The sequence below is a fragment of the Rheinheimera sp. genome (genome assembly GCF_036782235.1).
Taxonomy (GTDB): domain Bacteria; phylum Pseudomonadota; class Gammaproteobacteria; order Enterobacterales; family Alteromonadaceae; genus Pararheinheimera.
In genome coordinates this window covers 101,648-125,081 of record NZ_DAIPZL010000011.1, presented here as the reverse complement: position 1 = coordinate 125,081, position 23,434 = coordinate 101,648, and the positions used below count along the sequence as shown (strand labels likewise).

At 48.7% G+C, this 23,434-nt stretch carries 16 protein-coding genes; 8 read left to right on the top strand and 8 right to left on the bottom strand.

Going from position 1 to position 23,434, the window contains the following annotated elements; translation table 11 throughout:
• Positions 1-92: 92 nt before the first annotated feature.
• Complete coding sequence (gene pyk / locus V7P87_RS12835; protein WP_333797778.1) at positions 93-1,529, bottom strand: pyruvate kinase; 1,437 nt, start codon at positions 1,527-1,529, stop codon at positions 93-95.
• 143 nt (positions 1,530-1,672) lie between these two features.
• The gene (locus V7P87_RS12830; protein ID WP_260656440.1) at positions 1,673-2,524 is read right to left on the bottom strand and encodes a MurR/RpiR family transcriptional regulator; all 852 of its coding nucleotides are present in this window, start codon (positions 2,522-2,524) and stop codon (positions 1,673-1,675) included.
• A 267-nt stretch (positions 2,525-2,791) separates the two neighbouring features.
• Here V7P87_RS12830 and zwf point away from each other — a divergent pair, with 267 nt between their 5' ends.
• From zwf to V7P87_RS12805, 5 genes are read left to right on the top strand one after another with little or no spacing between them, the layout of a single operon-like run.
• The gene (gene zwf, locus V7P87_RS12825) at positions 2,792-4,264 is read left to right on the top strand and encodes a glucose-6-phosphate dehydrogenase (protein WP_333797777.1); all 1,473 of its coding nucleotides are present in this window, start codon (positions 2,792-2,794) and stop codon (positions 4,262-4,264) included.
• Position 4,265: 1 nt separating this feature from the next.
• Positions 4,266-4,955 (top strand): 6-phosphogluconolactonase, encoded by a 690-nt coding sequence (pgl, locus tag V7P87_RS12820; protein WP_296298734.1) that lies wholly within the window; start codon positions 4,266-4,268, stop codon positions 4,953-4,955.
• A gap of 8 nt (positions 4,956-4,963) precedes the next feature.
• Positions 4,964-6,796: a phosphogluconate dehydratase gene (gene edd / locus V7P87_RS12815; RefSeq protein WP_296298731.1), complete on the top strand. Its 1,833-nt coding sequence runs from the start codon at positions 4,964-4,966 to the stop codon at positions 6,794-6,796.
• Positions 6,789-7,751, top strand: coding sequence for a glucokinase (gene glk / locus V7P87_RS12810; protein ID WP_333797776.1), 963 nt, complete (start codon positions 6,789-6,791; stop codon positions 7,749-7,751). Before edd ends, glk begins: the two co-directional genes overlap by 8 nt.
• Positions 7,752-7,755: 4 nt before the next feature.
• Entirely contained in the window at positions 7,756-8,403 is a 648-nt protein-coding gene (locus tag V7P87_RS12805; RefSeq protein WP_333797775.1) for a bifunctional 4-hydroxy-2-oxoglutarate aldolase/2-dehydro-3-deoxy-phosphogluconate aldolase, read from the top strand.
• A gap of 96 nt (positions 8,404-8,499) precedes the next feature.
• Here the strand turns inward: V7P87_RS12805 and V7P87_RS12800 are convergent, their stop codons facing one another.
• From V7P87_RS12800 to V7P87_RS12790, 3 genes are all read right to left on the bottom strand, one after another.
• Positions 8,500-9,444, bottom strand: coding sequence for a retropepsin-like aspartic protease (locus tag V7P87_RS12800; protein WP_333797774.1), 945 nt, complete (start codon positions 9,442-9,444; stop codon positions 8,500-8,502).
• A 250-nt stretch (positions 9,445-9,694) separates the two neighbouring features.
• Positions 9,695-12,505: a TonB-dependent receptor domain-containing protein gene (locus V7P87_RS12795; RefSeq protein WP_333797773.1), complete on the bottom strand. Its 2,811-nt coding sequence runs from the start codon at positions 12,503-12,505 to the stop codon at positions 9,695-9,697.
• A 638-nt stretch (positions 12,506-13,143) separates the two neighbouring features.
• On the bottom strand, positions 13,144-14,607 hold the full coding sequence (locus tag V7P87_RS12790) for an aminotransferase-like domain-containing protein (protein ID WP_333797772.1): 1,464 nt from the start codon (positions 14,605-14,607) through the stop codon (positions 13,144-13,146).
• 219 nt (positions 14,608-14,826) lie between these two features.
• Here V7P87_RS12790 and V7P87_RS12785 point away from each other — a divergent pair, with 219 nt between their 5' ends.
• Together V7P87_RS12785 and V7P87_RS12780 are read left to right on the top strand one after the other, a co-directional pair.
• Entirely contained in the window at positions 14,827-15,756 is a 930-nt protein-coding gene (locus tag V7P87_RS12785) for a DMT family transporter (protein WP_333797771.1), read from the top strand.
• 262 nt (positions 15,757-16,018) lie between these two features.
• The gene (locus V7P87_RS12780) at positions 16,019-17,614 is read left to right on the top strand and encodes an ABC-F family ATPase (RefSeq protein WP_333797770.1); all 1,596 of its coding nucleotides are present in this window, start codon (positions 16,019-16,021) and stop codon (positions 17,612-17,614) included.
• Positions 17,615-17,887: 273 nt separating this feature from the next.
• Here the strand turns inward: V7P87_RS12780 and V7P87_RS12775 are convergent, their stop codons facing one another.
• The 3 genes from V7P87_RS12775 to V7P87_RS12765 form a co-directional block, all read right to left on the bottom strand.
• Positions 17,888-19,732, bottom strand: a complete 1,845-nt coding sequence (locus V7P87_RS12775; protein WP_333797769.1) for an ABC transporter ATP-binding protein — start codon at positions 19,730-19,732, stop codon at positions 17,888-17,890.
• Between the two features lie 138 nt (positions 19,733-19,870).
• On the bottom strand, positions 19,871-20,962 hold the full coding sequence (gene ltaE / locus V7P87_RS12770) for a low-specificity L-threonine aldolase (protein ID WP_333797768.1): 1,092 nt from the start codon (positions 20,960-20,962) through the stop codon (positions 19,871-19,873).
• Positions 20,963-21,304: 342 nt separating this feature from the next.
• A complete protein-coding gene (locus V7P87_RS12765) occupies positions 21,305-22,273 on the bottom strand; it encodes a LysR family transcriptional regulator (protein WP_333797767.1) in 969 nt (322 codons plus the stop codon).
• A 207-nt stretch (positions 22,274-22,480) separates the two neighbouring features.
• Here V7P87_RS12765 and V7P87_RS12760 point away from each other — a divergent pair, with 207 nt between their 5' ends.
• Positions 22,481-23,410, top strand: a complete 930-nt coding sequence (locus V7P87_RS12760; RefSeq protein WP_333797766.1) for a sodium-dependent bicarbonate transport family permease — start codon at positions 22,481-22,483, stop codon at positions 23,408-23,410.
• The last annotated feature ends 24 nt before the right edge of the window (positions 23,411-23,434 follow it).

Sequence of the window (23,434 nt, the reverse complement as noted above, 5' to 3'; positions counted from 1 at the left end):
CCGGGTAAATATCCGCACAAAAAATAATGCCAGTCAGCTTAACTGACTGGCATTAACCGCAAGCGGTGGTTTTTTATTATCAATATTGACTGTTATTTAACGGTGACAATTTTACAGGTGTTGGAAGCACCTACGGTTTCCATTACATCGCCATGGGTTAAAATCACCAGATCACCGGTTTTTAAGCCCGCTGCTTTTTTCACGGCGGCAACTGCATCATCGGCCAGGTGATCGTTACTGATGCCGTGGCTGTCAAAAAACACCGGGTAAACACCACGGTAAAGTGCCATTTTATTCAGCGTTTTTACATGGCGGGATAAGGCGTAAATAGCGTGCGCTGACGTGATACGCGACATCAGCTTGGCGGTGTAACCAGACTCAGTTAACGCAATAATGGCCTTGATGCCATCTAAATGATTGGCGGCATACATGGCCGACAGCGCAATAGTTTCGCTGATTTCAGTAAAAGTAACGTCCATCCGGTGTTTGGATGACAACACTTTTGGATGTTTTTCCGCACCATCACAAACCCGGCCCATGGCTTTTACGGTTTCAGTTGGATATTTACCGGCCGCAGTTTCTGCCGATAACATCACAGCGTCAGTACCATCTAACACAGCGTTGGCCACGTCCATTACTTCAGCACGCGTTGGCATCGGGCTTTCAATCATCGATTCCATCATCTGAGTGGCGGTGATCACCACACGGTTCAGCTGACGGGAGCGGGCGATAATACGTTTTTGCTGGCCAACCAGCTCGGCGTCACCAATTTCTACACCCAAATCACCACGGGCCACCATCACAGCATCAGAGGCGCGGATAATGTCGTCCAAAGTAGCGTCATCAGCCACAGCCTCAGCGCGTTCTACTTTAGAGACGATTAAAGCTTCTGAGCCGGCATCACGCGCCAGCTGGCGTGCCAGACGCAAATCATCACCACAACGCGGGAAAGATACTGCCAGGTAATCCACGTCAATTTTTGACGCCAGCGCTATATCTGCTTTGTCTTTATCGGTGAGAGCCGGTGCCGACAAACCACCACCTAACCTGTTAATACCTTTGTTGTTGGATAACTTACCAGCAACAGATACTTTGGTCAGAATACGGCTGCCTTGTACTTTTTCAACAATCAGCTGAATACGGCCGTCGTCTAATAACAACACGTCGGCAGGGCGGACGTCACCCGGCAGTTCTTTATAGTCGATACCAACCTGAGTTTCATCACCCAAACCTTTGCCAAGTTCAGCGTCCAGCACAAAGTCCTGACCTTCGTTCAGCTCAACACTGCCGTTTTTAAAGGTAGAAACACGGATTTTCGGGCCTTGTAAGTCACCTAAGATGGCAACATGGGCGTTGGTGGCGGCTGCAGCGGCACGAACCATCTGTGCACGCTGAATATGATCATCGGCACTGCCGTGCGAAAAGTTAAAACGAAAGACGGTGGCGCCTACCAGGATCAGTTTTTCAATGGCGGCCTGGGTATTGGTGGCCGGGCCTAAAGTGGCAACTATTTTGGTTCTTCTTGGCATTTGCTGCTCCTGCCTGTTGATGTGCATGCCCGCCAGTGGAGCCTGGCGGTGATGCTGACAGTGTAATGTAATTTAATTACAGAATATAGCGTGAATTTGGAGAAAACTTACAGGTAGGCGCAGTTGCCTGCGCCAGCAACCGGTTAAAAATCTTTCTTTTCAAAACGGGAACCGCGCAAACTGTCTTTTACTTTCTTTAAGTTTTCACGGAATTTTGTGCCGCGGCGTAAGGTAAAACCTGTGGCCAGAATATCAATCAGCACCAGCTGCGCTACGCGTGACGCCATAGGCATATACATATCAGTGTCTTCCGGAACATCCAGCGACAACACTAAAGTACATTCTTTGGCAAGCGGGCTGTCATAAGCGGTAATGCCTATCACAGTGGCGTCGTTCTCGCGTGCGATAGCGGCAATATCACAAAGGTTTTTGGTGCGGCCAGTGTGGGAAATACACACCACTACATCACCTTCGCTGCTATTAATAGCGCTCATACGCTGCATCACGATGTCGTCAAAACATACCACTGGCACATTAAAACGGAAAAATTTGTTCTGGGCATCATGGGCAACCGAAGCGGATGCTCCCAGGCCAAAAAAGGAGATCTTTTTCGCCTGGGTTAACACATCCACAGCACGGTTAATCGTATTAATATCAACGTTTTGGCGCGCAGCATCCAAGGCTGCCATCGTTGATTCAAAAATTTTGGCAGTGTAAGCCTCAGGGCCGTCGTCTTCTTCAACATGACGGTTTACATAAGGCGTACCGTTGGCAAGGCTTTGTGCCAGATGCAGTTTAAAATCCGGAAAACCTTTGGTATCCAGCCGGCGGCAAAAGCGGTTGACGGTAGGTTCAGACACATCGGCCATTTTAGCCAAAGCCGCAATACTGCTATGAATAGTGGTTTGCGGATTGGCCAGAATGACATCTGCAACTTTACGCTCTGATTTACTGAAGCTGTTGACACTATTTACGATTTTTTCCAGCACATTCATCCGATATTTCCTGCTCTGACACAGACCCTGGCGGCCCTGGATTGATTTTGTAATTAATTTTGTAGCCCAACCGGGGCAGTAACAACAAAAGTGATAAACTTACAACGAATTTAATGATACATCGTAAAGACTGCCTTAAGATATAGGCTACGTCAAAACTTTAAGGAAGTTGTAATTAAATTACAGCTTATCCGGTTTACAACCGCCAGACACTTCGCTAGTATGCGGTTAAGTGTTGTAAAATTACATCTAATCAAGGGTCAGCGCATGACAACAGCAGCACACTCGAATAAAGCCTGTGATCTTATTCTGTTCGGCACCAAAGGAGATTTAGCCCGTCGTAAACTTTTACCTGCTTTGTATCAGCTGGAAATGGCAGGACTTTTACATGCAGACAGCCGGATCACCGGTGTTGCCCGCGACGCGCTGACGCTGGATGCTTATATTGAAGTTGTTGAAACTAACTTACAGAAATTTGTAAAAGAGCCGCTGGTGCCTGAGGTTTGGGCGCGGTTAAAAGCCAAACTGCAATATGTACAAATTGATTTGTCGCAAGAGCAGGATTACATCAAGTTAAAAGCCGTGACCGACATTAAAAACCGCATTCCGGTCAGTTATTTTGCCACTGCGCCTTCGTTATTTGGCAATATCTGTAAAGGCCTGGATTCAGCCGGTTTATCTAAACAACCATCCCGCGTAGTGCTGGAAAAACCCATTGGTCATTGCCTTGAGTCGTCCAAAGTGATTAATGACGAAGTGGCGAAGTATTTTAAAGAATCGCAGATTTACCGCATTGACCATTACCTTGGTAAAGAAACAGTCCTGAACCTGTTGGCGTTGCGTTTTGCCAATGCCATTTTTGCCTCAAACTGGGACCACAACGCCATTGACCATGTGCAGATTTCCGTGGCCGAAGAAGTAGGTGTGGAAGGGCGCTGGGGTTATTACGATGATGCTGGTCAAATGCGTGACATGGTGCAAAACCACTTATTACAGGTGCTGTCTTTAATTGCGATGGAACCACCTGCCAGTCTGGATGCTGACAGTATCCGCGACGAAAAATTAAAGGTCTTAAAAGCGCTACGGCCAATTAACTTGCAAAACGTGCAGGAAAAAACGGTGCGCGGGCAATACAGCGCTGGTTTTGTTGGCGGCAAAGCCGTGCCTGGTTATCTGGAAGAAGAAGACGCCAGACCGAACAGCAAAACCGAAACTTTTGTCGCTATTAAAGTGGATATCGACAACTGGCGCTGGGCCGGTGTGCCGTTTTACCTGCGTACCGGTAAACGGATGCCAAATAAAGTGTCAGAAGTGGTGATTTGTTTTAAACCTCAGCCACACAATATTTTCCATGAAACTTATAAACAGCTGCCGGCCAATAAACTCATTATCCGTTTGCAGCCGGACGAAGGCGTGGAAATTCAGATCATGAATAAAATTCCTGGCCTTGGCGAAACCATGCAGTTGCAACAAAGCAAGCTGGATTTAAGTTTTGACGAAACCTTTAAAGCCCAGCGGATTGCCGATGCTTACGAGCGTTTGTTGCTCGAAGCTATGCTTGGCAATCAATACCTCTTTGTGCGCCGTGATGAAGTGGAACAAGCCTGGAAATGGGTGGACGGAATTCTGGACGCCTGGCGTGTCAATAACGAACCACCAAAATCTTATCAGGCCGGAACCTGGGGCCCTGTTGCTGCTATCTCATTATTAGCCCGCGATGACAGAAACTGGGACGAATAAGATGCAGCTGAATACTTTTACAAGCTCAGATGAGCTGAATCAAACATTTGCCAAACGCCTTACTGACATTTTGTCCGACGCTATTGCCAAGCGGGGTCGGGCGTATTTAGTGGTGTCCGGTGGTCGTACACCTCAGGCGCTGTTTCAAAAGTTAAGTCAGGCTGATATCGACTGGTCAAAAGTGACTATTACTTTGGCTGATGACAGATTTTTGCCAGACAGCGAAGCCGACAGTAATGAGCGACTGGTGAAGGCCAGTTTGTTGCAACACAAAGCTGCTCAAGCCGCTTTTATCAGTTTGTACGCGCCTTTTGATAAAGCTGAACTGGCAGTGCCGGAGCTTTTAAAAAGAGTTGCGGATTTACCTACTTTTGATGCCGTGATCCTGGGCATGGGCGAAGATGGTCATACCGCTTCGTTATTCCCATGCAGTCAGGAAGTGCAGGCCGGTATGGCCGCTGATGCACCGGCACTGTTGGCGGTGAATCCGGCAACAGCACCTTATCAGCGTATTTCTTTGAGTAAAACAAGATTACTGAACAGCCGTTTTTTGTTTTTGCACCTGGTGGGCGAGTCCAAGCTCAAAGTGCTGGAACAAGCGATGGCCAGCCACGACGAATTGGCGATGCCAATCCGTGCCTTTTTACACCACACTGATCCTCAAATATCAGTGATGTTTGCAGCCAAGTAGAGGTCAACATGCATCCGGTTATCCAGCAAGTTACAGACAGGATCATCGCCCGCAGTGAAAAATCACGGGCAATTTATCTGAGCAGAATTGAACAGGCCCGAGCCAAAGGCCCACATCGGGGCGCCCTGGCTTGTGGCAATCTGGCACATGGTTTTGCCGCTTGTAACAAGCAGGAAAAAGCGGATTTACGCAGTCTGACCAAAGCCAATATCGGTATTATTTCCAGTTACAACGATATGTTATCGGCGCATCAGCCCTATGAAACCTATCCGGCGCTGATTAAAAAAGCGGTGGCCGAAGTTGGTTCAGTTGCGCAATTTGCCGGTGGTGTGCCTGCCATGTGTGATGGTGTCACCCAGGGCCAGCCAGGCATGGAGCTGAGCTTATTAAGCCGCGACATTATTGCCATGTCAGCTGCAGTGGGCCTGTCACACAATATGTTTGATGGCGGTTTAATGCTTGGCATTTGCGACAAAATTGTGCCGGGTTTATTAATGGCGGCATTAAGTTTTGGTCATCTACCTTTTGTGTTTGTACCGGCAGGTCCAATGCCATCCGGTATTCCAAATAAAGAAAAAGCCAGAGTGCGTCAGCTGTTTGCTGAAGGCAAAGTCGGCAAAGAAGAGCTGCTGGAATCTGAATCAGCCTCTTACCACAGTGCCGGCACCTGTACCTTTTATGGTACTGCCAACTCTAATCAGCTGGTGGTAGAAATGATGGGGCTGCATTTGCCAGGCTCGTCTTTTGTCAATCCTGGTACACCACTGCGTGACGAGTTGACCAAAGCGGCGGCCCGTCAGGTCACCCGTTTAACAGATTTAGGCGCCGACTATATGCCGATTGGTCATATTGTGGATGCCAAAGCCGTAGTGAATGGTATTGTCGGTTTGCTGGCAACAGGCGGCTCGACCAACCACACCATGCACTTAGTAGCCGTGGCGCGTTCTGCCGGTTTTATTGTGAACTGGGACGACTTTGCCGATTTGTCCAACGCCACGCCGCTGCTTACCAAAATTTATCCAAATGGTCAGGCCGATATCAACCACTTCCAGCAAGCCGGTGGTATGGCGTATCTGATGAAAGAGTTACTGGACGCCGGTTTGTTGCATGAAGACGTCAACACAGTGGCAGGTTTTGGCCTGCGCCGTTACACCCAGGTGCCGGTATTACAGGATGGTCAGCTGGTATGGGTGGATGGCCCAACAGCGTCTTCTGATGAAACAGTATTAACCTCTGCCGCCAAACCCTTTAAAGATCATGGTGGTTTGCAGGTACTGTCGGGCAATGTTGGCCGTGGTGTGATTAAAACCTCGGCTTTGCGTCCTGGCACAGAAGTGGTGAAAGGCCCGGCTGTGGTGTTCTCCAGTCAGCACGAACTGGACGCTGCTTTTAAAGCTGGCGAGCTTGATAAAGATTGTGTGGTCGTGGTGCGTTTCCAGGGGCCAAAAGCCTGTGGTATGCCAGAGCTGCATAAACTGACGCCACCGCTTGGGGTGTTACAGGACCGTGGGTATCACGTGGCGCTGGTGACAGATGGCCGGATGTCGGGTGCATCAGGCAAGGTGCCGGCTGCTATTCATGTGACGCCTGAAGCCATTGAAGGTGGCATGATCGCCAAAATTCAGACCGGCGATATGATGCTGGTTGATGGTGAAACCGGTGTATTGCAGCTGTTGGTGTCAGACGAAGAGCTGGCCAAACGTGAATTTGCCACCCGTGATATGTCGGACAGTTATTACGGTATGGGCCGGGAGATTTTCGGTGGCCTGCGTACCGTGCTGACAGGCGCAGAGCAGGGCGCTTGCAGCCTCTTTACTACTGAGGAACATCTGCATGGTTAATTTTGCCATAGTCGCTGATATTGGCGGCACCAACGCCCGTTTTAGCCGGGTGAACCTGTCTACTCTGGAACTTGACCATGTGGTGGTGTATCCCTGCGCGGATTTTGCCAGTCTGACGCTGGCGTTAAGTTATTACCGCAGCACACAGCAGCTGAACGATATCGCTCATGTGGCTGTGGCCATTGCGTGTCCGGTCAATGGCGATCTGGTGAAAATGACCAATTTTCACTGGCAGTTCTCGATAAGCCAGATTAAAGCTGAACTGGAACTTGCTGAATTTATTGTATTAAACGACTTTACCGCTGTGGCTATGTCGCTGCCGGCTTTAAAAGACAATGAAAAAATTAAGTTTGGTGCAGGGGACAGTGATGCCACCAAACTCATGGCTGTGCTTGGCGCAGGCACCGGCCTTGGCGTTGGGCATTTAATTCCGACTGCCCATGGTTATATTCCGCTGCCGGGTGAAGGTGGTCATACCGACTGGACAGCACAAAACGAACAAGAGTGGTTTATCCAGCGTTATCTTGCTGCACATTATGGCCATGTGTCGCCAGAGCGGTTGTTATCCGGCCCTGGCATTGAAAGTTTGTATCTGGCCATTGCGGCTTACCGTGGTTTAACCGTCGAGCCGATGTCCGCCGCTGACATCAGCAGCCATGCCCTCAATGGCAGTAATGAGCTGTGCTCTGCGGTGATAGCGCAGTTTTTTGCCAGTTTAGGCGCACTGGCCGGTGATTTAGCGCTGACGCTCAGTACCTTTGGCGGTGTCTATGTGGCCGGTGGCATAGTGCCCAAGTTATTACCTTTGCTGGAGCAAAGCGAGTTCCGTTCACGTTTTGAAGCAAAAGGCCGTTTTACCGACTTTAACCGGCGTATTGCCACTTATGTCGTCACTGCAGAGCAACCAGGTTTGCTGGGCTGCGCTGTCTACTTAAAACAAATTCTGGCGAGTTAAGCTTATGTCTTTTCAAAATTGGCAATTACAACCTGACACCCTGTTTGCACAAGGACCTGTAGTACCGGTTATTGTGATTAAAGATCTCGCCACAGCTGTACCTCTGGCCAAAGCTTTATTAGCCGGTGGTATTAAAGTACTGGAAGTAACTTTACGTACCCCTGTTGCACTGGAAGCTATTGCTTTGCTTGCCAAAGAAGTACCGGATGCTATTGTCGGTGCCGGCACCGTGACCACACCGGAGCAACTGCATAAAGTGATTGAAGCTGGTGCTAAATTTGCGATAAGCCCGGGGTTGACCCGCGAATTGCTGGCGGCAGGTAAAGAAGCACCTATTCCGCTTATTCCGGGTATTGCTTCTATTTCCGAGCTGATGGAAGGCACAGGTTTAGGTTATACCCATTTTAAATTTTTCCCGGCAGAAGCTGCAGGCGGCGTGAAAACTTTAAAGTCGATTCATGGCCCATTTTCGGATATCCGTTTTTGCCCGACCGGCGGCATTAACGAAAAGAACTTCCTGGAATATCTGGCGCTGCCCAATGTACGTTGTGTCGGCGGCTCCTGGATAGTACCGGATGACGCTATTGCCTCAGGTGACTGGCAACGTATTACCGACCTCTGTCTGGATGCAGTTGCTAAAGCGAAAGGCTGATGTAACACGATAAAATATGTTGCAGCAATAACTGCAAAAAAGATACCCCGCATTGCGGGGTATCTTTTTACTAGCATCCGGCTACTGCAGGTGTTGTTATTCAACACTCAGATTTATCATGCTACTGGTGTAATCAACTGTGACAACAAAATGCTGCAACACTTCAAGCCCTAACACTCCATCTGGCAGCACTTCGCGGCTAATCAAAGTACCTGTTTTGGCCTGACGTAATACAGGTGCAATTAAACGTTTGCCACCTTCAGGTTCAACTGCCAACAACACATTTTCCAGTTCAAAAGGGCCTACTTTCAGGCTGCTCAGCGAATATAAATCCGCTGGACTGGTAAAGTTTTGTTGCAGTGCAGTTAAATCACCGGCATAGGTTTGGTCCAGCAACTTTTCTTTGATAGCGGCTTCGCGTGACATCGTAACGCCAGCTGGTGCTGTTGTATCCAGAGTCAGCCATTTTTCCTTGCCGTTCACTGTTACTTTCACTGCTCTGTTACTTTCGTCATTTTTCTTGATGGATTGTTGACCGACCACACTTTGTGCTTTGGAATTTACTTCAGGACGCATTTCCATATTGGCAATTTTTTTCATATCCAGTTTATCGCGACTGATAAGGCGCAGCCTTTTGTTCGGGAAGTCAATCTGAATAATATTCTGACGGAAAAACGGAATACCTAAGGTCAAATCAGCAAAAGGATTGGGTTGGGCGATAATGTCGGAAAAAGGTAAGTCAGCGCCAAAAATATGAACTTTTACATCCTGAAACACTGACACATTACGCTCGCCAAATTGGTCTTTAAACAATATCACGCCGGTTTTTTTGAATTTATCCTGGTGTTTTGCTGCAAAATCGTCAGAAAGATAATTGGTTTTAGCCTTGCTGTCGATGGTTGCCGTGGCATCAACCCCTGCAATTTTTACCGGAACCTGTATGGCGCCGCCATTAAACTTAAAGTCTATCCATTCGGTAACGTTTGCCTTTGCATTAAAGGCCAGCGCAGCCAACACCATACACAGTGTTTTAAAAAACATAGATCCTCCGATGATTATTTTGTCTTTTTAAATCAATATCAAATAACTCTAGATACGGGGATTAGACGATATTTCACAACTCAATAACAGCAAAAAGATGTAACAAAGGTTTACCTGGCGCGGATCATACAGTTATGGGAAATAAACAGAAGGCAAAGGCGAGGGTGGTAATGCACTTAATAATTAGGTCATTAGATTTAAGTTAAAAAAAAGGGAAACCTAAGTTTCCCTTTTTACTTTTTAGTCCAGATTAGAACTTCACGTCAAAACCAACATAGGCAGTACGGCCAATGTTAGAGAAACGGCTTTGGTTGTAGAACGGCCAGTTGTTCCACAGGCTGCGCGGTGGATCGCGGTCTAACAGGTTACGGATACCAACCACAAACTTAGTATCTGATGTGTAGTTATAAGTACCGCTTAATGCAAACTCAGTATAAGAACCTACTTTCAATGGAGCACCGAAGTTGGTGTAGTTACCTTGTGCATTACGCTGTGTACCAGTTAAACCAACCAGGTTACAGGTTTTTGCTGCAGTATCACGGCTCAGGTACAGGTCATAACCTTCCATAAAGCGGTAAGCTAATGCCACACTGTACTCTTCGATATCCAGTTGGAATGCACCGTTGAAGCGCAGTTGGCCTCCAGTATCTGTGCCGTCACACAGAGGCTGAGTTTTTGATGCCTGACCCATTTCTTTCAGGCTGTACTCAGCGCGCAGAGTAGATTTTAAAGAGCCAAAACCAACATTTGAAGTGTCTTCCATATCCAGGATCAGACCTTCGTACTCAGCTTCGTTTAAGTTTTGTAAGTTTGTTTTTACATAACCCTCACGTAAGCTGTCATTTACTGTGCCGTTTGGAGCGCGGTTTACTAACTCAGTTAAACGACCGGCAGCTTCTTCGTTCAGGATTTCCTGAATACCTAAAGAACCGATAATGTTAGTAATATTTACATTCCAGTAGTCCAGAGAGAACGACAGTTTGTCGATTGGCTCGTACACTACACCCACAGTTGTTGATTTAGAACGTTCTGCAGTCAGTTCTGGGTTACCACCGCCGCGAGAGTTTAACTCTTTGATCAAACAATCAGTTGCAGTATCACGGTTCTGACCAGCAGCAACGGCTGCGTTACAGAGTTTGGTGTCGATAGCACGAGTTACACCGCTACTGGTACCTGTGAACAGGTTACCCAGGTTAGGCGCTTTAAAACCAGAACCTGTTGATGCACGGAACATCAGGTTGTCCATTAAACGGTAAGTTGCTTTAAAGGCGTAAGTTGACTGTTCATCATCAGATAAGCCCCAGTCAGCCATATCATGACGACCAGCAGCAGTTAATTCCAGGTTATCCAGTACCGGGATAGAGAATTCAACAAAACCTGCTTTGTTGCTGTAGTTACCGCCACCGTTTGAGCTGGCGCCGCCTAAGACTTCACCGCGGTTTGATGCTGGATCAGATACGTCAACATAACGCTCGTTGCGCGCATCTAAACCTACTGCAACACCTACAGGGCCTGCACCAATGTCAAATGGCAACAAACCAGACAATACAGTCGAACCAAAGCCTACTTCATAATTTGCTGTACGGTGGATTTTTGCATTTAATGGGTCACACACTGCTTTTAAAGCAGCGGAGGTACAGTCGTTTACCACAAACGGGTTCAGTGCACCGCTTTGGAATGCAGCGTTGGTGGTTGAACTGATCAGGTTACCAGTGGTACCCACGTTGGCGTTAGTCAGGCGAGAGAAACCAATATCACCAGTTAACGAGAAATCATCGTTAATGGCATAGTCAAATCCTGTTACAGCTTCAAAAGTTGAGTTGGTGACGTCTGAATTACGGTTACCGAAATCCAGGAAACGGCGAACCACAGTCATGGTTGAAGTACCAGCTTCCAGTTCAGCTAATAAAGCAGCAGCTTTAACCGGGTCATTCTTGAAAATATCGTTCTGGATATGATCAACTACATACTTTGATGGTTTTACTGTGCCTGTTGATGTTTTACCTGCCAGTGTAACTGCACCAGGTGCAGCACCGTTTGAGTTCTCAACATAAACACGTTGGTAACGGAACTGACCATTGATAGTTAAATCGTCGTTCAGTTGATGGGTCAACTGAGTATAAATCGACTGACGGTCAGTGTCTGGTGTTACGAAGTACAACGGAGCTACGTCAAATAAACACTGTTTAGATGCGTTCACGCGATCTGCTGGGCAATCACCCCATACATAGTTACCTGTACCTACACCTGGCACTTTACTACCAGAGAACAGCGTGTAACCTGGCGTACCTGATGGGCTGCGACCTTCACCACCTGGGATTGGCTTGCCATCCGCACCTAACAATACGGCAGTGTTACCGATGTTACGGGTAGATTGCAGGATTTTTTCACGGCTGAAATGTTCAGCAGTGAATAATAAGTTGGTTTTGTCAGTGTTTAAACCGGCTACGATAGATACGCGATTTTCTTTACCATCGTGGTTTTCAACACCCATACCGGTTTGACCTGACAGTTGGAAACCATCGAAGTCTTTTTTGGTGATGATGTTAATTACACCTGCTACGGCGTCAGAACCGTAAATAGCTGATGCACCATCACTCAGTACTTCGATACGTTCAACAGCAGCCATAGGCAATTGGTTGATATCTGTAAAAACACCGCCCAGGGTGTTTTTCGGAATACGACGACCGTTTAACAGCACTAACGTATATTCGCTGCTTAGGTTTTTGATACCAACAGAAGCTGCACCTTTAGCCTGGCTTAACGACTGTGATTCGTTAAAACCACCGGCGGCGGCGTTAGTTTGCAGGAATTCAGTCACTGTGACAGCACCGGTTTTTGCAATGTCGTCCATAGAGAAAACTGAAACCGGGCTTGCGCCTTCGATATCGGTACGCTTAATACGCGAACCTGTTACCTGTACACGTTCAACTTTTTCAGCACCGTCTTTTGCAGCAGCTTCTTGTGCTGCAGCAGAGGACGCAAAGGTCATCGCCGTAGCGGCGGTACCGAACACCAGCGCGAGGCGAACGGCTTTTGTTATTTTATTCGGGTTATGCATTGTTTTCTCCTGGACCAGTCCATTTTATGGAACTTATTTGTATTTCATCTGTATCCTGTGTGATAACAGATTGCAGCATGTTTCGAAGATGCCGCGGCTGATAGTAAATGTATATTTTTATAAAGGTCAACTTTTTTAGTGAACTTATCGACGAATACACTGTCCTGTGGCGCAAATAAAGGAAAAAACCAAAGTTTGAACCTTACAATTGAACTCTTAATTGTCTTTTATTTTTAATAGGTTAGTTTGTGTTTTTTATGCGAGCTCCCTCAGCAATGTCAACTTGACACACACTGTATGCAGAGGTTTTTGTTGATGCAGCTATTGTCTTCTTGCAAAACGTACAGAAAAGCTCTGTAAATCGTCCAGGTTCTTTTGCGATTAACCGACATCCGCTTCAACCCGGTTCTTTATCGAAAATCGATTGTGTCTGGCAGCGTCCTACGGATTATTTGCATATTTGGAAGGGGTAAGCCGAACGCGGTAGTTTTTGTTTATGAAATCAACGTCATTATAAAATTTGCGTTAAACGGCTGAACCAATTTGGATTGTTGTAAAACTCGCTGTTGCGCAGATAAATCGCGATCATAAATAACAGATTTGCCCGCTACGGCATCATGCCAAAGAACAATACGAAGCTAGTTGCCATCAGATGATCTTGGCAGCCTTAGCTTTTGGTCTGGCTCTTGTGTTACTGCGATCATGGCTAAAGCAGTATCCAGTGCCGGCCAGAGTTTGGTATTGAGGCACTGGGTGACGTTCACCCGCATAAAATTGTCCGCATCCGGCTGCAGGCTAAAATGACTGCCTGGCGCCAGAATTATATGCTGACGTTCCAGAAGTTCGGTCAGTGCTTTGGCGCTGACGCCCGCTGGCAGCATCAGCCATAATAAATAACCGCCATCGGGCTGATGCCAGGTCCTGAATCCACGCTGGGCAAATTTACGGCTGACCTGAGTCATGGCGTCCTGCAGCTTTTTGCGCAGCGACTCCAGATGGCGCCGGTAAGCACCACCGGTCAGGATCTGATACACAATACGTTCGACTGTTTGTGAGCTGGAACTGCCGGTGATCAGTTTTAAGTCAGTTAACGAAGCAATTTGTTCGGGACTTGCTACGATATAACCCACCCGCAAATCCGCCGAGATGGTTTTAGATAAACTGCCAAGGTAAATGCCGCTGCGAAGCCCGGTCAAACTGGAATAACGCAAACTGCTGTGCTGTTCAAAATCGGCATAAATATCATCTTCTATCAGTAGGCACTGATGCTCTTTCAAAAGCTCCAGCACAGCAAAAGCCTTCTGTGGGCTGACACAGGTGCCCACTGGGTTGGACAGTACAGAGTTGGTGACATAGGCCCTAGGCTGATGTGTTTGCAGCAGCGCCGTCATGGCCTGTAGATCCGGCCCATCTTTCTGCCGTGGCAGCGGCACCACCTTTAAATGGTGCAGCCTGAGCATGGCAAAAAAGTTGTAAAAGCCAGGGTCATCCACCAGCACAGCATCACCGGGTTTTAAATACAGCCGTAAACATAAATCCAGTGCATGGGTGGCGCTGGAGGTTAATAAAATTTGTTGCGGCTCGGTTGGAATATTCAGTTTAGCCAGATGTTCTGCCAGATAACGGCGCAGCGCAATATTGCCCTGGGCCGGACCATAATCAGTGAGGGACTGCGGCTGGCGCGCCACTTCACGCATGGCCTGACGAATTGCATCTGTGGGCAGCCATTCCGGTGTTAACCAACCTGCTGCAGGTTTGATCACGGCCGACTCACGTTGCAAAGTCTGGCGCATCAACGCTACTTCATCAGCCAATAAACTTTGGCCGGCCTGGGCTTCAGACAACAAGGCCACCGGCTGGCTTTTGGCTACATAAACGCCGCTACCGGGGCGGCTGACCACCAGCGACTGGGCTGCCAGCCTTTCATATAGCTCTGCCACTGTGAACTTACTGACCTCAAGACTGGTTGCCAACTGACGAATAGAAGGCAGTTTCATCCCTGCAGGCCAAAGCCCGGTGCTGATAGCGTTTTGCGCCTGTTGCAATAATTGTTTTGACCAGGGTTCGTTACTGCTTTTGTCCAGCTGCAGTTGAATTGTCATGGTTATTATTCCTATACAGTTTGGCTGAATTGCTCGCAACTGTCCTGATTGTCTGGTTCTTTTGTATTTTATAGTAGCGGCTCTGGTGGTGTTGTAAAGCGATGTTGCGCCCCTGCTGTTTTGCTTTTTTTGTGTCGCTTTGCAGTGGCAGGTTTTAACGCCGCAACAGTCTTTTAATGACTTACACCACTTGTAACTGAACCAGTGCGGGAGCAGATCATGGAAAAAGTAGATAGAGTGCAGGCCACAGCGCTGAATATCGGGGCAGAAAGCGGCAATCTGTTATTGGCGCGCCGGCAATATTGGCAGGGGCTGGCCTGGGGCATGCTCGGCGTGCTGATGTTCTCCGGTGGTATTCCGGCCACCAAACTGGCGGTCGCTGAAATGCCTTCCATTTTTGTTGGCTCAGGCCGGGCACTGGTGGCCGCATTATTAAGTTTGTTGTTATTGCTGGTGCTAAAACAGCCAATGCCCAAACGCCAACACTGGCAGGGGTTGATGATCGTGGCTTTTGGCGCTGTATTTGCGTATCCGGTGTTATCGGCCATTGCCATGCAAACGGTGGATGCCAGTCACGGCACTCTGGTCAGCAGCATGATGCCGCTTTTTACCGCTATTTTTGGTGCCTGGCTCAGCGGCCAATGGCCCAGAGCCGGCTTTTGGCTGTCGGCTCTGGCCGGCACAGCAGCCGTCATGGTGTACGCGGCCGGGCAAGCACAGGGCAGTCTGGCATCTGGTGATCTTTGGTTGTTATTGGCTTGTTTTTGTTGTGGTTTAAGTTATGCGAAGGGCGCTTTATTAGCGCGGCAGATGGGCAGCTGGCAGGTGATCTGCTGGGCCTTGGTATTGTCCTTGCCTATTTTGCTGCCCCTGTGCTGGTACACCAGACCGGAGCAACTGGATGTCAGTATGCAGGGCTGGTTTGGTTTTGCCTATTTGTCGGTGTTTAGTATGTTTTTAGGTTTTTTCGCCTGGTATAAAGGCCTGGCGATGGGCGGGGTGGCGCAAATCAGTCAGCTGCAGCTGCTCACCCCATTTTTAGCCTTTAGTGCCGCCGCGCTCTGGCTTGGTGAAAGTATTTCCGCACTTGAGTGGGCGCTGGCGGTCTTTGTTGTTGCGGCTATTGCGGTGGGTCGTAAACTGGCCTGAGGCGGCGATGCTGAGCTTTTACCGGCTCTGGTGACGGGGTGGGCAGGCGCTTGTTATCAGGCTGGGTGTGTAGATAAGTGCAACTGATGACAATTGGATGAATTTTAGCCTTAACAGTCGCTATTGTTTTGTAATTTCTGGCCAAAAAGCGTATAGTGGCGCGCCTTTTTTAAGGGCATCTGTAGGGTTGAATTGTTCAACCCAAGCCATTTTTACCACGCTGCAGTTTGTACCTCAGCACCAAAGCCAGGCGAAATAATCCGTGATAGCTACCGCAAATATTACTATGCAATTTGGCGCTAAGCCGCTGTTTGAAAACATCTCCATCAAGTTTGGTTCAGGTAACCGTTATGGCCTGATTGGCGCCAACGGTTGCGGCAAATCTACTTTTATGAAGATTTTAAGCCGCGAGCTTGAACCCAGTGCCGGTAACGTGATGGTTGAGCCAAATATGCGTGTTGCCAAGCTGCATCAGGACCAGTTTGCTTTTGAACAATACAGTGTGATTGACACTGTGATCATGGGCCATGCCGAACTGTGGCAGGTGAAAGCTGAACGCGACCGTATTTATTCCAGCCCGGAAATGAGCGAAGAAGACGGCATGATAGTGGCCGACTTAGAAGTGGCTTTTGGTGAAATGGACGGTTACACCGCCGAATCCCGTGCCGGTGAGCTGTTATTAGGTGTTGGTATTCCGCTGGAGCAGCATTTTGGCCCTATGTCGGCCGTGGCGCCAGGCTGGAAACTGCGGGTGTTACTGGCGCAGGTGCTGTTTGCCAATCCGGACATTATGTTACTGGACGAACCGACCAACAACTTAGACATTCACACCATCCACTGGCTGGAAGATGTGTTGTCTGAGCGTAACTGCACCATGATTATTATTTCGCACGACCGTCACTTTTTAAACTCGGTCTGTACCCATATGGCCGATTTAGACTACGGCGAGCTGCGGGTATATCCAGGCAACTATGATGATTATATGTTTGCCGCCACCCAGGCCCGCGAACGTTTATTGGCCGACAATGCCAAGAAAAAAGCCCAAATTGCCGAGCTGCAAACTTTCGTCAGTCGCTTTTCTGCCAACGCCTCTAAAGCGCGTCAGGCGACATCCCGTGCCAAACAAATTGAAAAAATTCAGCTCGATGAAGTCAAAGCATCCAGCCGGGTGAACCCATTTATCCGTTTTGAACAGCAAAAGCAGCTGTACCGGATGGCGCTGGAAGTTGAAGGTTTAAACAAGAGTTTTGGCGATCTGCATTTATTAAAAAACCTGAGCCTGAATATCGAAGTAGGCGAAAAGGTGGCGATTCTGGGGACCAACGGTATTGGTAAATCGACCTTGTTAAAATGTCTTGTTGGTGATTTAACGCCGGAAGCAGGCACAGTTAAATGGTCAGAAAACTGCAACATCGGTTATTACGCTCAGGATCACGAATACGAATTTTCTGAAGACATGACCGTATTTGACTGGATGGCGCAGCATAAACAGCCATCAGACGATGAGCAGGCGGTACGCGGTATTTTAGGTCGCTTGTTGTTCTCGCAGGACGACATCAAGAAAAAAGTCAAAGTATTATCCGGTGGTGAAAAAGGCCGGATGTTATTTGGCAAACTGATGTTACAAAGACCCAATATCCTGGTGATGGACGAACCAACCAACCACCTGGATATGGAATCTATTGAGTCGTTAAATATGGCGCTGGAGCTTTACAAAGGCACACTGATTTTTGTCAGCCACGACCGTGAATTTGTATCTTCTCTGGCGACCCGTATTATCGAAATTACCGACAAAGATACCCGTAACTTTGTTGGCTCTTATGATGATTATCTGGCGCAGACCTTAGCTCAGGCGTGATAAAAACGCTGTGATGTCATAGGTAAAAAAGCCACCTCCATAGGAGGTGGCTTTTTCAAAAGGCAGTCCAGATGGGGCTAGTTTAACCTTACTCCATATCCAACATCATTCGCCGCACTTTGCTTTCCCGCGCTTAAAAACCTTATCTGATAAACTGCAATGCCTCCCCAATTAAGTAAAGGGCATAGCTTTAAAAAGCCTCATTTTTGCCTCTGAACATGAACAAGACTGTCTTCAGAGCTTTGTTATTGCAAAATAGTAAAAGCATAAACACTAATCCAGCCCGATAAAACCACCGGTCTGATGTGCCCATAACTGCGCATAAATACCGCCCTGAGCTATCAGCTGCTGATGGCTGCCTTGCTCCACAATCCGCCCCTGATCCAGCACTATCAGCCTGTCCATCGCTGCTATGGTCGAAAGCCGGTGGGCAATGGCAATCACAGTTTTACCGGCCATCAGTGTATTCAGACTTTGCTGAATAGCAGCTTCCACTTCAGAATCGAGCGCAGAGGTGGCTTCATCCAGAATTAAAATAGGGGCATTTTTTAACAGCACCCGGGCTATGGCAATACGCTGACGCTGACCACCGGACAATTTAACACCACGCTCGCCAACCTGGGCATCCAGTCCAGTGTTGCCTTTTGGATCGGTTAAATCATTGATAAACAAGTCAGCTTCTGCAGCGCGCACTGCCGTCAATAATTCAGTTTCAGTGGCAGAAGGTTTGCCATACAAAATGTTGTCGCGCACAGAGCGGTGCAACAACGAAGTATCCTGCGTCACCATGGCAATCTGGGCTCTTAAACTTTCCTGCTGCACCTGACTGATATCCTGACCATCAATCAGAATTTTGCCTTGCTCCAGATCGTAAAAGCGCAATAACAGGTTCACCAGCGTTGATTTACCAGCGCCGGAGCGGCCCACTAAACCAACTTTTTCACCGGGTTTGATCACCAGGTTCAGCTGATTAAGCACAGCGGCTTTTTGCGCGCTGACAGCTTTGCTGTAGTTAAAGGTTAAATCGCGAAACTCAATAGCACCGCCCTGAACTGCTAGCGCTTTGGCATCAGCGACATCCTGCACCTGCTGTGGCTGGGCCAGGGTATTCATGCCGTCGGCCACAGTGCCGATATTTTCAAATAGGCTACTGACTTCCCACATGATCCACTGCGACATACCGTTTAAACGCAACGACAGACTGACGGCAATAGCAATAGAACCAATAGTGACAGCCTGTTCAGTCCATAACCAAATCGACATACTGCCAACGGCAAACACCAGCAGGTAATTCAGGCTTTGTACCGAGAAGGTGAGCCAGGTCACCAGGCGCATTTGTTGATACACGGGCACCAGAAACTGCGTCATGCTGTCTTTGGCGTAATCTGCTTCCCGGCTGGTATGGGAAAACAGCTTGATGGTGTTGATATTGGTGTAGCTGTCGACGATACGACCTGTCATTTCAGAGCGGGCATCGGCCTGACGGCTGGCAACAGCTTTTAACCGCGGTACAAAATAGATATTCAGGCCGATATAACACAACAGCCACAACAACAGTGGAGACACCAAACGAAAATCAGCATCCGCCACCAGATACAACATAGAGCCAAAGTACACCAGCACATACACCATCACATCGAGCAATTTGGTGGCTGTTTCACGCACGGCAAGCGCGGTTTGCATCACTTTGGTGGCGATACGGCCGGCAAAATCATTCTGATAAAAACTGACACTTTGTTTGAGCAAATAACGGTGTGCCTGCCAGCGGATGGCCATCGGGAAATTACCCAGGATCATCTGGTGGATCACCGCAGAGTGCAATAACACCAAAAGCGGGATGCCAACAGCGGTTAACAAGCCCATCCGGATCAAGGTGTCTTTTTCAGTTTGCCACAAAGTGGCCGGGTCTTTTTCTATCAGCCAGTCAACCAGCTGTCCCATAAAACCAAATAACGACACCTCCAGCATGGCCAATAACGCCGTTAAAGAGGCCATAACTAACAGTGGCAACACCATACCCTGACTATAATGCCGGCAAAACGCCCAGAGGCCATGGGGTGGCTGAGCGGGCTCTGCCGCCGGAAAAGGTTCGGTCAGTTTTTCAAAAAAACGCAGCATAAATACCTTAATTCACAAAAGCTGTTAAAGCGGCAAGGCCGACAAAACACCAGGCCAGTTCAGAAGAGCCAGCTGACCCTACCAAAAGATCAGCATAAACTCAGCAGCATGGGCGGAAACAGATTGTTTCCCAAAGACTTATTGCTGTTTACACCAGAGCTGCAACGCATGCTGACTGGCTGCCAGCACCTGCTCAATATATTGCCTGCTGATATCCAGGTGGGTGACGAACCTCAGCCGGACCCTTGGCCCCTGAGCGGCCTGATAACTGCCGCCGGTGCACAGAATACCTTGTTGTTGCAATTGTTGCTGATAAAAGGCCGCAAAATCTGCTGCCAAATCACAAAACAGAATATTACTTTGCACAGGCGCTGGTACAAACAGCTCTGTCAGGCCATAGTGCGCCGCTTGTGCACATAAGCCTTGTTGCAGCAAAGTGGCATTGTCGTGATCCTCAGTCAGGCGCCGGACCTGATGCTGCAGAGCATATAAACCGGCTGCAGCCAGAATGCCGGCCTGACGCATGCCACCGCCCAACATTTTACGAACACGCACTGCTTTCTTGATAAAGTCGGCACTGCCCAATAACAAAGAGCCAACTGGCGCACCCAGGCCTTTGGATAAACAGACCGAGACCGAATCATAACCTGCCACCAGCTGCCGAGCCTTTTGGTAAACATCTGAACCGTCTTTGGCGGCAAGGGCAGTGGCAGCATTAAAAATACGGGCGCCGTCAATATGACAGGCAAGGCCCTGTTGCTGTGCCAGTTGCCTTAGCTGCTGCATATATTCAACTGACAACACCTGACCGCCAGTGGTGTTTTCCACCACTATGAGTCGGGTGCGGGCGAAATGTGGATCGTCCGGTTTAATAGCCCCGGCGATGTCGGCCAGAGCAATAGAACCATCCGGCTGATGGGGCAGAGGTTGTGGCTGAATAGAGCCCAGCACCGCCATGCCACCGCCTTCCCATTTATAGGTGTGCCAGTTCTGACCCACTATGGCCTCATCACCGCGCTGACAGTGACTCATCAGCGCTATTAAGTTGGTCATGGTGCCGCTGGGTGCAAAAAGCGCCGCTTCAAAGTCCAGCAGCTCAGCTGCATAGGCCTGCAGTTGGTTAACACTGGGATCGTCACCAAAAACATCATCACCCACTTCTGCTTTAGCCATCAGCTCGCGCATCAGCGCAGTTGGACGGGTGACAGTATCGCTGCGTAAATCAATCATAAGTGTTCCTGTACCTGATAAATGCAAGGTCAAAGTGGGAGAGCGAAGATCCGTGCCAGGGCGGGCAGCAAAATCGCAATAAAGTGCAGGCATTTTGCCAGAGAAACAATCAAAACAATATCGGGCTGCGCCGGATGTGGCAAAGCTAAAGGTATAGTTAAGACGGGAATGAGTCGAAACTAAGTTAACCGACAGTCCACCCTTTTTGGATCTTAGGTCATCTGGCTTTCATCAGCTTTAGTAAGGCGGGACAGCAACTAACAAAATGGCGGCAAGCTGAAGGGCTGAACACCAGCCGAGTTTTATGGCGCCGCGCGAGTTGACCCGCCGTTATTCAGCTGTTCATGCCGGCTGTGCGCCAAGGGCCGTGCCCAGTTGTTCAATGCCGCTGACAATCCAGCCGGGATCAACACAGTCGCCAAGATGGCGGCTGATAAAACGTACCAGCTGTTCGCCGGTCTGGGGCAGCCGCCGGTCTTTACGCCTTACCAGATACCAGTGACCATCCAGCGGAAATCCAGCTACGTCAAGCACTATGATATTGTCGTTGTGATGGCGCGGTAAACTATGCGCCGATACAACGGCAAGCCCCAAACCAGCGGCCACGCCAAGCCTGATAGCTTCATTGTTTTCAATTTGCATGGTATCACCAAGCTCAATCCCCTGACTGCTGAGCCAGGATTCAAACATCAGCCGGGTGGCAGAGCCAGGCTCACGCAATAAAAATCTGTATTGGCGCAGCTGGTTGATTGTCAGAGGGGTGGTTGTGCTGCAAAGCGGATGGTTGCCCGGAGCTATCAGACTTAACGGGTTTTTCAGTATGCGTGCGGCCTGCACTGTGTGACCGATAGGTGGGTGACTAAACACATATAAATCATCAAGTTGCTGCTCAAACCTTGCTAACATCTGAGCGCGGTTTGCCACATTCAGCGTCACTTTAATATTGGGGAACTGCCGGTAAAAACCGCCCAGTATTTGTGGCATCACGTAACTGGCCGTGGTGACAATACCCAAACTTAAATGCCCGCTGGTGCCTTGTTCCGCCTCGGACAGACTCAGCGAAAAATCGTCAAAACGCCCCAGCACATCACAGGCGGCCTGATACAGCTGCTGGCCAACATGGGTAGGCTGCAGCTGTTGCTGGCGCAGTTCAAACAAAGGTGCGCCAATTTCCCCACTGAGTTTTTTCAGCTGTAATGACACTGTCGGTTGGGTCAGATGCAGCGCCCGGGCTGCAGCAGAAACTGAACCCAGCCGCACCACCTGCACATACACCTGGAGCAAACGAAAAGTGAGATGCCGTATATCCATTGATGATTATCTATGTGTATGTCGTTTAAATTTAATTATTCAATATACCCAAATAAGGGCAAAATCACCAGCCGGTAACAGAGCACCGCAAAACCAGACTTTTATGCTCTGTTCAACAGTTAGCTTCACGCGAACTTTTTATAATCTGTGCTTTGGGATCATTGGCAAAGCGACAGGGTAAAGCTTAAGAAAATACAGGAGTGTACAGTGCCGGATATTGTGATTGCATTTTTTGCCCTGGGCCTGGTGGCCGGGTTGTTAAAGTCGGACTTAAAAGTACCGCAGTCGATTTATGAAACCTTGTCGATTTTATTAATGCTGGTGCTTGGCCTTAAAGGCGGGCTGGCATTACATGGTCAGTTGTCCGCTCAGATAGTGCCGGAACTTCTCACTATTGCCGCTTTAGGTTTTATTTTACCCTTGTTGTGTTATCCGGTGCTCAGAAGTCTGGTCAGGCTCAATCAGGATGACTCTGTCAGTGTCGCTGCCCATTATGGATCTGTCAGTGCCGGTACCTTTGCCGTGGTGCTGGCCTTAACGGAAAAGGCAGGCTTACCGCTCAATGCGGAAACTACCTTGTATCTGGTGCTGCTAGAGCTGCCGGCCATTGTGATGATGTTATGGTTACACCGGCGTTTAACCGGCAAAGGCAGTGCCGGCGGCATTTTGCGCGAGTCATTAACCAGCCGTGGGGTGCTATTGTTAGGCGGTGGTGTGCTGATAGGTGTGCTTTATGGTCCTGAAGGGTTGGCACCACTGTCGCCGGTGCTGCTTGGTGGTTTTAAAACCATGCTGGCGATGTTTTTACTGGAAATGGGGCTATGTACAGCACGGGTGTGTTCACCCTTGCCACTGCAACACTGGCGTTTGCTGGCCTTTGCCGCCACAGCGCCTTTTGTGCTGGCATGGGTTGGTATTCTGGCGGCTTTGGCGCTGCAGTTACCACTTGGCAGCGCTTTGGTGCTGGCCACTTTATGCGCCAGCGCCTCATATATTGCCGCGCCTGCAGCCATTAAAGCAGCTATTCCCAGCGCCAATATTGGCCTTGCAATGCTGGCCGCCCTTGGTATTACCTTCCCGGTTAATGTGCTGGTTGGCATTCCGCTTTATCAGCAGTGGCTGGGCTGGTTTTATTAAGCGCTTGTCACTGCTTTGATTCAG

Bases quoted from the DNA above. Each gene is read 5' to 3' on its own strand.
- pyk (WP_333797778.1), bottom strand. From the start codon at position 1,529: ATGCCAAGAAGAACCAAAATAGTTGCCACTTTAGGCCCGGCCACCAAT.
- V7P87_RS12795 (WP_333797773.1), bottom strand. From the start codon at position 12,505: ATGCATAACCCGAATAAAATAACAAAAGCCGTTCGCCTCGCGCTGGTG.
- V7P87_RS12800 (WP_333797774.1), bottom strand. From the start codon at position 9,444: ATGTTTTTTAAAACACTGTGTATGGTGTTGGCTGCGCTGGCCTTTAAT.
- pgl (WP_296298734.1), top strand. From the start codon at position 4,266: ATGCAGCTGAATACTTTTACAAGCTCAGATGAGCTGAATCAAACATTT.
- zwf (WP_333797777.1), top strand. From the start codon at position 2,792: ATGACAACAGCAGCACACTCGAATAAAGCCTGTGATCTTATTCTGTTC.
- V7P87_RS12785 (WP_333797771.1), top strand. From the start codon at position 14,827: ATGGAAAAAGTAGATAGAGTGCAGGCCACAGCGCTGAATATCGGGGCA.
- V7P87_RS12830 (WP_260656440.1), bottom strand. From the start codon at position 2,524: ATGAATGTGCTGGAAAAAATCGTAAATAGTGTCAACAGCTTCAGTAAA.
- V7P87_RS12805 (WP_333797775.1), top strand. From the start codon at position 7,756: ATGTCTTTTCAAAATTGGCAATTACAACCTGACACCCTGTTTGCACAA.
- ltaE (WP_333797768.1), bottom strand. From the start codon at position 20,962: ATGATTGATTTACGCAGCGATACTGTCACCCGTCCAACTGCGCTGATG.
- V7P87_RS12790 (WP_333797772.1), bottom strand. From the start codon at position 14,607: ATGACAATTCAACTGCAGCTGGACAAAAGCAGTAACGAACCCTGGTCA.
- edd (WP_296298731.1), top strand. From the start codon at position 4,964: ATGCATCCGGTTATCCAGCAAGTTACAGACAGGATCATCGCCCGCAGT.
- V7P87_RS12775 (WP_333797769.1), bottom strand. From the start codon at position 19,732: ATGCTGCGTTTTTTTGAAAAACTGACCGAACCTTTTCCGGCGGCAGAG.
- glk (WP_333797776.1), top strand. From the start codon at position 6,789: ATGGTTAATTTTGCCATAGTCGCTGATATTGGCGGCACCAACGCCCGT.
- V7P87_RS12765 (WP_333797767.1), bottom strand. From the start codon at position 22,273: ATGGATATACGGCATCTCACTTTTCGTTTGCTCCAGGTGTATGTGCAG.